Source organism: Streptomyces sp. SPB074 (assembly GCF_000154905.1).
GTDB lineage: Bacteria > Actinomycetota > Actinomycetes > Streptomycetales > Streptomycetaceae > Streptomyces.
This window is the reverse complement of record NZ_GG770539.1, coordinates 3,628,323-3,637,055: the sequence shown is the minus strand read 5'-3', so window position 1 is coordinate 3,637,055 and position 8,733 is coordinate 3,628,323. Positions and strand designations below refer to the sequence as shown.

The 8,733-nt window shown below is 68.1% G+C and carries 7 protein-coding genes, 2 tRNA genes and 1 pseudogene; 7 read left to right on the top strand and 3 right to left on the bottom strand.

All coding sequences use genetic code 11. From position 1 onward, the window contains the following. Positions 1-256: 256 nt before the first annotated feature. The gene (locus tag SSBG_RS15015; RefSeq protein WP_008746955.1) at positions 257-793 is read left to right on the top strand and encodes a hypothetical protein; all 537 of its coding nucleotides are present in this window, start codon (positions 257-259) and stop codon (positions 791-793) included. Between the two features lie 221 nt (positions 794-1,014). On the opposite strand, the gene SSBG_RS15010 is transcribed toward SSBG_RS15015, so the two are convergent. Further along, on the bottom strand, positions 1,015-1,437 hold the full coding sequence (locus tag SSBG_RS15010) for a DUF6578 domain-containing protein (protein ID WP_037871487.1): 423 nt from the start codon (positions 1,435-1,437) through the stop codon (positions 1,015-1,017). Between the two features lie 131 nt (positions 1,438-1,568). On the opposite strand from SSBG_RS15010, the pseudogene SSBG_RS15005 reads away from it, so the two are divergent. From SSBG_RS15005 to SSBG_RS14970, 5 genes and pseudogenes are all read left to right on the top strand, one after another. Beyond that, positions 1,569-2,860, top strand: a pseudogene (locus tag SSBG_RS15005) (IS256 family transposase). A 494-nt stretch (positions 2,861-3,354) separates the two neighbouring features. Then, positions 3,355-4,163, top strand: a protein-coding gene (locus SSBG_RS14990; protein WP_106429344.1) for an IS5 family transposase whose coding sequence is annotated in 2 segments (ribosomal slippage) — positions 3,355-3,703 and positions 3,703-4,163 — 810 coding nt in all. Because the reading frame shifts where the segments join, the coding sequence is not laid out codon by codon here. 259 nt (positions 4,164-4,422) lie between these two features. Next, positions 4,423-4,728, top strand: coding sequence for a hypothetical protein (locus tag SSBG_RS14985; protein ID WP_008746951.1), 306 nt, complete (start codon positions 4,423-4,425; stop codon positions 4,726-4,728). A gap of 280 nt (positions 4,729-5,008) precedes the next feature. After that, a complete protein-coding gene (locus SSBG_RS14980) occupies positions 5,009-5,233 on the top strand; it encodes a hypothetical protein (RefSeq protein ID WP_008746950.1) in 225 nt (74 codons plus the stop codon). Positions 5,234-5,293: 60 nt separating this feature from the next. Continuing rightward, a protein-coding gene (locus tag SSBG_RS14970) for an IS3 family transposase (protein ID WP_086023026.1) occupies positions 5,294-6,504 on the top strand; the annotation gives its coding sequence in 2 pieces (ribosomal slippage) (positions 5,294-5,585 and positions 5,585-6,504; 1,212 coding nt in all). Between the two features lie 839 nt (positions 6,505-7,343). Here the strand turns inward: SSBG_RS14970 and SSBG_RS14965 are convergent. Then, positions 7,344-7,416 (bottom strand) — tRNA-Arg (locus tag SSBG_RS14965). Between the two features lie 437 nt (positions 7,417-7,853). Beyond that, a tRNA-Ser gene (locus tag SSBG_RS14960) sits at positions 7,854-7,944 on the bottom strand. A 234-nt stretch (positions 7,945-8,178) separates the two neighbouring features. On the opposite strand from SSBG_RS14960, the gene SSBG_RS14955 reads away from it, so the two are divergent. After that, positions 8,179-8,640 (top strand): SSI family serine proteinase inhibitor, encoded by a 462-nt coding sequence (locus tag SSBG_RS14955; RefSeq protein WP_008746948.1) that lies wholly within the window; start codon positions 8,179-8,181, stop codon positions 8,638-8,640. Positions 8,641-8,733: the final 93 nt, after the last annotated feature.

The window sequence follows — 8,733 nt, the reverse complement described above, 5'->3', positions numbered from 1 at the left end:
CGAGCGGGCTGACCCGCTCCTCCCCCACCCACCGCAGGCCCACGCGCCCGGACGCCTCCCACCGCGCCCCGGCACACCACCACCCCGCACCACGCTCCATTGCGCCGACCGTAACGGAGACCACTGACAACGCACCGCGACCCGCCCCACCCGGCACGGGTCACGAATAGGACACACCTTCTCCACGCCACCCCCATATTCCCCACGGGGTCACTACCGTCGTCCCACTTCGCCTAGAGCTTCCCGGGGGGACGACATGAACAGCCCGAACCCGTACGGCACCCCAGGGCCGTCCACGGCGCACCCCGCCCGCCCGCTGCACAAGCGCGTCCTCGTCTGGGTGGGCGGCGCGGCGCTGCTGGCCACCGGCACGCTCATCGGCTCCGCCGGGAGCGACGGCCAGGAGACGGTCGCGGCCAAGGCCGCCCCCGCGACCACCGTGACCGCCCGCGCGACCGTCACCGCCACGGCCACCCCCGAGCCCGGCCCGACCGTCACGAAGACGACGAAGGCCGAGCCCGAACCCGCCCCGACGGTCACCGTCACGGTCACCAAGACCACACGAGCGAGCACGACCACGAGCGGCGGCGAGGACAGCGCCGACGACACCGGCTACAGCGACACGGCCGGGACGGAGGACACCGGCACCTGCTCGATCGTCTCCAGCTCCGGCAACTGCTACTCACCCGGCCAGTACTGCCGCAACAGCGACCACGGCGCCCGCACCACCACGGCCGCCGGCACCGCGATCACCTGCTCCTACCGCTCGAACGCCTGGCGCTGGACCGCCTGATACACGGACCACCGAAGACCGGAACAGCCGCACGCCGCGACCCGGCGGGCCGTCGGACAGGGCCGGCCACCGAGCCGGCGCTACTTCCCCGCCGCACGGCGCGCCCGAGACCGCCGGACGTCAACGAGCCACCGCGGCCGGGTCGTACGCCGAGGCCTGGGCCCTGCTGCCACCGAGGTTCGGCATTGACCGGCAACGCACGCCGAGCCGGTGCACCGGTGTCATGTGCCGCTGCCGGCCGACGCGGGCGCCTGAGACAGTTCGGCCCGCTCGGCCGTCACGAGGTAACCGGCGAAGTCGACGTGCGGGCGACGCGCCGCCCAGCCGTCCGCCTCCCGGACCCGCACCAATTCGGTGCTGCCCGGTACCGGCTGCCTCCCGCTCGACGCGCCACCCGGAGGGACTTCGTACCGGCAGTGCACCTCCGAGACGGCCAGCACCCGCAACCGTGTCGGCGCGTGCGCGCCCTCCTGACCGTGGTGCTCCTCGCAAAAGTCGATCTCCGCGGCCCGTTCGCTCCCCACGACAGCCGCGTAATCCTCGGGATCGACCTCCTGGAGGTGCCACGAGACGACATCTCCCGGCGCGAACTTCTCCCCGCAGCACTGCATCTGCCAGTCATCGACCCAAATCGTCAACGTCATACCGTCATTGTCCGCAGCGCCCTCCCCCCTCACCAGAGACTTTCCCCGCCCACCCCACACAGCACTCGAACGGGCAGACACAGTGGGACTGTAAAACGTTCGGTGTAACTCCCGATCATGGAAGATGCTCGATGACCAGCAACAACGTGACCAAGGCCGAGCCCGTCGAGCCGTCTGAGACGGTGCCGTCGAAGTCTGTGGACGACCGGCTGATCGACGAGTTGGTGGGCCGGGCTCAGGCGGAGGGCCTGCAGCTGACCGGCGAGGGCGGGCTGCTCCAGCAGCTGACCAAACGACTCCTGGAGTCGGCCCTCGAGGGCGAGATCACCGACCACCTCGGCTATGACAAGCACGACCCGGCGGGGAAGAACGGCGGCAACTCCCGCAACGGCACCCGCGCCAAGACCGTACTGACCGACGTGGGCCCGGTGGAGACAACCGTGCCCCGCGACCGCGAGGGCTCCTTCGAACCGAAGATCGTCAAGAAGCGCCAGAAGCGTTTGTCCGGCGTCGACGAGATGGTCATCTCACTCGCGGCGAAGGGCCTGACCACCGGCGAGGTCCAGGCCCACCTGGCCGAGGTCTATGGCGCCGACGTGTCGCGCCAGACGATCTCCACGATCACCGACAAGGTCCTCGAAGGCATGGCCGAATGGCAGAACCGGCCCCTGGACGCCGTCTACCCGGTCGTCTTCATCGACGCCATCCACGTAAAGATCCGCGACGGCGCGGTCGCCAACCGGCCCATCTACGTCGCCCTGGCCGTCACCGTCGAGGGCCGGCGGGACATTCTCGGGCTGTGGGCCGGCGACGGCGGCGAGGGCGCCAAGCACTGGATGCACATCCTCACCGAGATCAAGAACCGCGGCGTGAACGACGTCCTCATGCTCGTATGCGACGGGCTCAAGGGCCTGCCCGACGCGGTCGAGACCGTCTGGCCCCGCACCGTCGTGCAGACCTGCGTGGTCCATCTGCCGCGGAACTCCTTCCGCTATGCCGCCCGCCAGGACTGGGACAAGATCGCCAAGGTCCTCAAGCCCGTCTACACCGCGGCGACCGAGGACGCGGCCCTCGATCGGTTCGCGGAGTTCGCCGACGCATGGGGCAAGAAGTATCCGGCGACGTCAGGCTCTGGGAGAACGCGTGGGAGGAGTTCACCCCGTTCCTGCGCTTCGACATTGAGATCCGCCGCATCGTCTGCACCACCAACGCGATCGAGTCCGTCAACGCCAGGATCCGCCGGGCGGTGAAAGCCCGGGGGCACTTCCCGAACGAACAGGCCGCCCTGAAGTGCGTCTACATGGCGATCATGTCGCTCGACCCGACCGGCAAGGGCCAGGCCCGCTGGACCATGCGCTGGAAAACCGCTCTCAACGCCTTCGACATCACCTTCGACGGCCGACTCTCCGCAGCCCGCCAGTAACCCTCAACAACCCTACTTACACCGCTCGTTTGACAGACCCGACACAGTCGATGTGTTTGCGGCACTTCTCTGCTGTACAGCAGGATCCCGGCAGGAGGAGCCTTGGAGAGAGATCCGTTGTTGCAACTACTGGCCGGTGGCGATGAGGCAGCCCTCGCTGCTTTGGCTGCCCTCCATGAGGGCGCTACCTACGTTGTCTGGGACGGGGCTTCGCCGGCCGAGTCGTACGCCAACGTCTATGCACGTCGGCTTCGGCACACGCGACGGAAGGGCGTCGCGACCGTTGGCCTGGAACACGCGGTGCAACGCCTCGGTGAGCACGACCGACCAGTACGCCTTGGGAGGGTCGCCGCCGCCGATAGGTCTTGGGTCTTCATGCTCTTCTTCACGGAAGACGGCGGATCGCTGGTCGCCTGCACTGGCGTACGGAAGGCGGTCGAGTAACCACCGCTTTAGAAGCCATCTCATTTGGGTGACTCGGTAGTCTATGAGTCATGGTGGGGCTTGTTGAGCGGCTGGTGCCGGACGAATTGTGGCAGTTGTTCCAGCGGGTGGTGCCTGAGGCGCCGTCGCGGCCGCAGGGTGGTGGTCGGCGTCGGCACGGTGACCGGGAAGTGCTGGCCGCGATCGTCTTCGTGGCCACGTCGGGTTGTACCTGGCAGCAGCTGCCTTCGGCGTCGTTCGGCCCGTCCGGAGCGACTGCCCACCGGCGGTTCTCGGAGTGGTCGAAGGCCAGGGTGTGGGCCAAGCTCCACCGCCTGGTCCTCGACGAGCTCGGTACGCGCGGGGAGCTGGACTGGTCGCGGTGCGCGATCGACTCGGTGAACATGCGGGCCTTGAAAAGGGGGACCTGACAGGTCCGAATCCTGTCGACCGGGGCAAGTACGGGTCGAAGATCCACCTGATCACCGAGCGGACCGGTCTGCCCATATCCGTCGCAATCTCCGGTGCCAACGTCCACGACAGCCAAGCCCTTATCCCGCTCGTGAAGGGCATACCGCCTATCACCTCCCGCCGGGGCCCCCGTCGACGCCGACCCGGAAAGCTCCACGCCGACAAGGGATACGACTACCGCCACCTGCGGCAATGGCTGTCCGGACGCGGAATCCGGCATCGCATCGCCCGCAAAGGCGTCGAGACCTCGCAGCGACTCGGCCGACACCGCTGGACCATCGAACGCACCATGTCCTGGCTCGCCGGCTGCCGACGACTCCACCGACGCTACGAACGCAAAGCCGACCACTTCCTCGCCTTCACCAGCATCGCCTGCACCCTCATCTGCTACCGCAGACTCACCAAATGAGATGGCTTCTTAGGAGCGAGGCCGGGCGGCCAGGGGGCTGACCTCCGAAAGAGGCACCTCGCCGAGCGTCGGGCGCGCGCCCTGTAGGACACCCCCGTTCCCCGGTGTTCCCCGCTCGAACTGGCACGGATGTGGCAGGGTCCCCGAAGTCTTGAGCAGCCGTGCCCCACACCTCGACTCACCGCCTGGACAGTTGATCAACAGGTCTTGATTGGCGAAACATGCGCCAGATGTGGACGTGTTGAGGACAACGGGGCGCATGTGTTTCATCAAGGGGCTTGAAGCTTTTGCTCTGCTGGCGGCCCTCCTTCTCGGAGGCGTGAAGGTCGTGGCTCTCCTTGCTCGCCGCATTGGGCGTCAGCTCATCGCCTGGGCCTCAGATGACGTTCTGATTGAGTGGTCCCGATTCAAACGCTTCATCGCGAGCGCCTCCACCGAAGCGGAAACAGAGGCGGCGCCTTTCGAGTTCGAGAGGCTGCTTATCGCCATTCGGCGAGACTATGGACATAAGGGGCAGGCGGTCGAAGAGGGAGATCTGCTCGGCCTCTTCATCACTGATGTGTAAGAACTCTAGGAACGGCGCCGCAGCAGGACATCACGTCGTCCAGCAGCTTGAGCAGGGCGAACCTGCGGCCTCGTCCTTATCAGGTCGATTGAGGGGGCATCTCGCTCCCCATCATCTCCGGCTGTCTCTGATCCGCCTGCCGCTGAGGTCCGCCGTTGATCGGCACTGTTCGGGCTTGTCGGTCAACCGTTGATGTCAGCTACAGCAGCGACGCTTGACTCAAGCGACCAACAGGCAGCCCTGCCGAGAATCCTCCGGCCTGGTACTGGATCATGTCGCCATGTCCCTGACTTTCGGTCCCGACCGACAGACCCGCGAGTTCGAGTGCGAGTGCTGTAACGCCCCCATCGAGCGGGCGTGGAACTTCATCTACTCAGGCGGGGCCCCGTACGCCGTCTACTTCGCGAACTGCTACCACCATCGCGACCGCGATCATGATGCCTGGATAGACGTGATCTTCGGGACGTGGGGGGACGGGCCGGATGCTTGGGATGATGGGCCCTGACCCTGGAGTTTGGACACCGGAGAGACTTGGATCTTGATGGTCCAGGAGAACGGAGTCCCTGTGGGGATGAAGCATTACCCCGCCGAGTTCAAGGCGGACGCGGTCGCGTTGTACCGGTCGCGTCCGGGAGCGACGATCAAGTCGGTCGCCGCCGATCTCGGAGTGAACACCGAGACGCTGCGGAACTGGATCCGGGCCGCCGACGGACGCCGCGCCGGTGCCCATTCCGCCCCCGCAACGGCACCGCAGCCTGCCGGTGACCCGGTTCAGGCGGAGCTGGCCGCCGCGCGCAAGAGGATCCGCGAGCTGGAGGAAGAACGCGACATCCTCCGCAAGGCGGCCCGGTATTTCGCGACGGAGACGCGCTGGTGAACCGCTGCCAGTTCGTTGAGGATCACCAGCGCCGATACGGCGTGAAGCGGCTCTGCGACATTCTCGGGATCGCCCGCTCGAGTTTCTATTACTGGCGTCGCACCGCCCCGGCTCGCATGGCCCGTCAGGCCGCTGACGACCGGCTCGCGGCCCGGATACGCAAGGCCCACAAGGAGTCCGACGGCACCTACGGAGTCCCGAGGATCACTGCCGAGCTCCGCGACGAGGGCGGCCAGGCGGTCAACCACAAGCGCGTTGCCAGGATCATGCGGACCATCGGCCTCGAAGGGGTCCGTCTGCGGCGCCGGCACCGCACCACCATCGCCGACCCGGCCACCGCGAAGGCCCCGGACCTGATCGGCCGCGACTTCACCGCGAAGGAGATCAACACCAAGTACGTCGGTGACATCACCTACTTGAGCGTCGGCGGCGGACGGTTCTGCTATCTCGCGACAGTGATCGACCTGTGCTCGCGCCGCCTGGCAGGCTGGGCGATCGCCGACCACATGCGCACCGAGCTCGTCATCGACGCCCTCGCCGCCGCGGAACGGACCCGCGGCAGTCTGAACGGGGCGATCATGCACACCGATCACGGAGCCCAGTACACCAGCGGGGCCTTCGCGGACGCCTGCCGCCGGGCCGGTGTCCTGCAGAGCATGAGCGCCGTCGGGTCCAGCGCGGACAACGCCGCCGCCGAATCGTTCAACGCCAGCTTTAAAAGGGAGACGTTGAAGGGCCGAAAGGGCTGGTCAAGCGAGCGCGAGGCACGACTCGACGCCTTCCACTGGCTGTCCCGCTACAACACCCGACGCCGTCATTCCCGGCTCGGCCAGCGAGCCCCGATCACCTACGAGATCACCGTCCACCCAACCTCAACTACCCTGGCCCGAGCCGCATAGACGTGTTCAAACTCCAGGGTCAAGGCCCGATCACGTCGCGTTCGCATGCCGTGTCGGGCCCGTGGCCGGGCAGACGACCCCGGCTTCGACAGTCGTGACTGCCGGTCTGGCTAACCCTGACGGACCACTGTTCGGCCTGGAACTCGATCGTGAAGCGGCCTTGCAGCATCCACGGTTGTCCGAATTCTGGGCAGCCTCCGACTTCGTCCTGGAGCACGATCCATTGGTTCGTGGCCACGTTTACGGAAGCTGATACACAGAAAACGGTGGAGCGTTTTTAGGTCGAAAGCCCTGCGCGGCATCGACCGATCCGGTCGTTCCTCGTCGTCCGACTGCTCGCCTCTGGCTGGGCCGGAGGTGGGCAGGATGGAAGCTCCCACGCTCACCCCGACGATGCCGGTGGACGCCTGCCGGGCCCCTCGCTCCCCGGACGCATGAGCGCCCCCGCCGGAGGCACGTCTTTGACCGAAGCTCCCGTACGGATCACAACCCATCGGCCCTTCGCCGCGCACTCGCGTGCAGGGGCGCGCGTCGGTGGAGCGAGTCGGAGCGGGGCGGGTCGAAGGCGGCAGCCCCAGCGGAGCCGGGAAGTGCGCCCGGCGGGGTGGAGCGCAGGGGTGTCTTGATGAAGTAGAGAAACCTGTAGCAGCGGCTGGCTGGTTCGCCTCCAGGGCGCGGGCCTCGTGCTGCGCATGACCGGCACGGCGTACTGCGGCGGGTGCGGATGCCGCGTCGCTCGCCCAGGAGCGAGCGGTGCCGGGTGAGCGGTTGTGGTGCTTCGTTGTTGTACGGCACGACAAAGGCCCTCCCGGGTGAACCGGGAGGGCCTTTGGATGATGTGCACTCGGCAGGATTCGAACCTGCAACCTTCTGATCCGTAGTCAGATGCTCTATCCGTTAAGCTACGAGTGCTTGTGCTCAGCGCCTGGGTTTTTGTCCCCCGTCGGCCTTGCGAAGACAACATTACATGAAGGTCGGCCGGACGCGAAATCCGATTACCGCGCCCTGGCTGAGCTGGGGAAACGGCCGTTTTCGGGGGGCGTGCCGGAGGCCCGGACGGGGGTGGCGGAGGGCGGCCGTCCCGTTACTCGTGACCCGCTGGCACCGCCCCGGGCGGCGCCCCTTCGCCGCCCGTCGCTTCCGCCTCCCGACGGACGCCGCGAGGACCGATCCGGCCACCTTCCCGCGAGGACCACGCGGACCGATCCGGGCGGTCCCCTCGGCATCGCGGCTCCCTCCCGCGCGCACCGCAGGAGCATCCGTCTCCGGGCTGCTGGCGCCGGGACCCGGGGGCGGGAACGCCGCAGGGCCCCGTCGTCCTGGGGACGCGCGGGGCCCTGCGGGTGCTGCGGAGGCGGAGGGATTTGAACCCTCGATGGGGGGTAAACCCCAAACCGCATTAGCAGTGCGGCGCCATAGACCGGACTAGGCGACGCCTCCAAAAGCCACACCTGCCTGCGAGCGAGCGCCTGCGGGTGCGTGGAGATGATGACACAGCCGTGCGGGCTGCCACCAATCGGCACCCACCGTACTAGGCGGCGAGGGACGGGGCAAAGAGCTTCCGGAAGCGGTTCCCCCGGGCCCCGCACGTGTCCTCCGGCCCCTCTTTCCCGTTGTGCACCCTGATGCGGAACGGGGCCACCGTGCCGCGCGCCCGCCCACGAGCGAGGGTTCATGTCCGTCTTCCGTCCGCGCGCTTTCCGTACCGCCCTGCTCCTCGCCGGCTGCCTGCTCGGTCTCGGCGCCGGGACGGCTCCCGCCACCGCCGTCTCCGTGCCGGAGCCGCCCGGGGGCGACCGGCTCCTCGTGAAGGTGACGGAGGAGGGCGGCTCCGTCACGCGGTACGAGTTGCGCTGCCACCCCACCGGGGGCGACCACCCCGAGGCCGCGGCGGCCTGCGCGCGCCTGGACGAGGTGACCGTGTGGGGGCGCGACACCTTCGCGCCCGTGGCGCCGGACGCCATCTGCACGATGCAGTACGGGGGAGCGCGCACCGCGCACGTCAGCGGAGAATGGGCGGGGCGGCCCGTCGACGCCACGTTCTCGCGTACCAACGGGTGCGAGATCGCGCGCTGGGACCGGCTCGTGCCCCTGCTGCCCGCGCAGGCCGGGGCGGGGCCGGACCTCGCCGCGTAGCACCGCGCGCCGGGCGGGCCGGCACAGGCGGACCCGCCGCCGCCAGGTGCCACCACGCTGCACGGGCCGTTCGACGTCGCCACACCGCGCCGG

Coding starts and splice junctions, on each gene's coding strand:
- SSBG_RS15015 (WP_008746955.1), top strand. CDS start 257: ATGAACAGCCCGAACCCGTACGGCACCCCAGGGCCGTCCACGGCGCAC.
- SSBG_RS15010 (WP_037871487.1), bottom strand. CDS start 1,437: ATGACGTTGACGATTTGGGTCGATGACTGGCAGATGCAGTGCTGCGGG.
- SSBG_RS14955 (WP_008746948.1), top strand. CDS start 8,179: ATGTCCGTCTTCCGTCCGCGCGCTTTCCGTACCGCCCTGCTCCTCGCC.
- SSBG_RS14985 (WP_008746951.1), top strand. CDS start 4,423: ATGTGTTTCATCAAGGGGCTTGAAGCTTTTGCTCTGCTGGCGGCCCTC.
- SSBG_RS14980 (WP_008746950.1), top strand. CDS start 5,009: ATGTCCCTGACTTTCGGTCCCGACCGACAGACCCGCGAGTTCGAGTGC.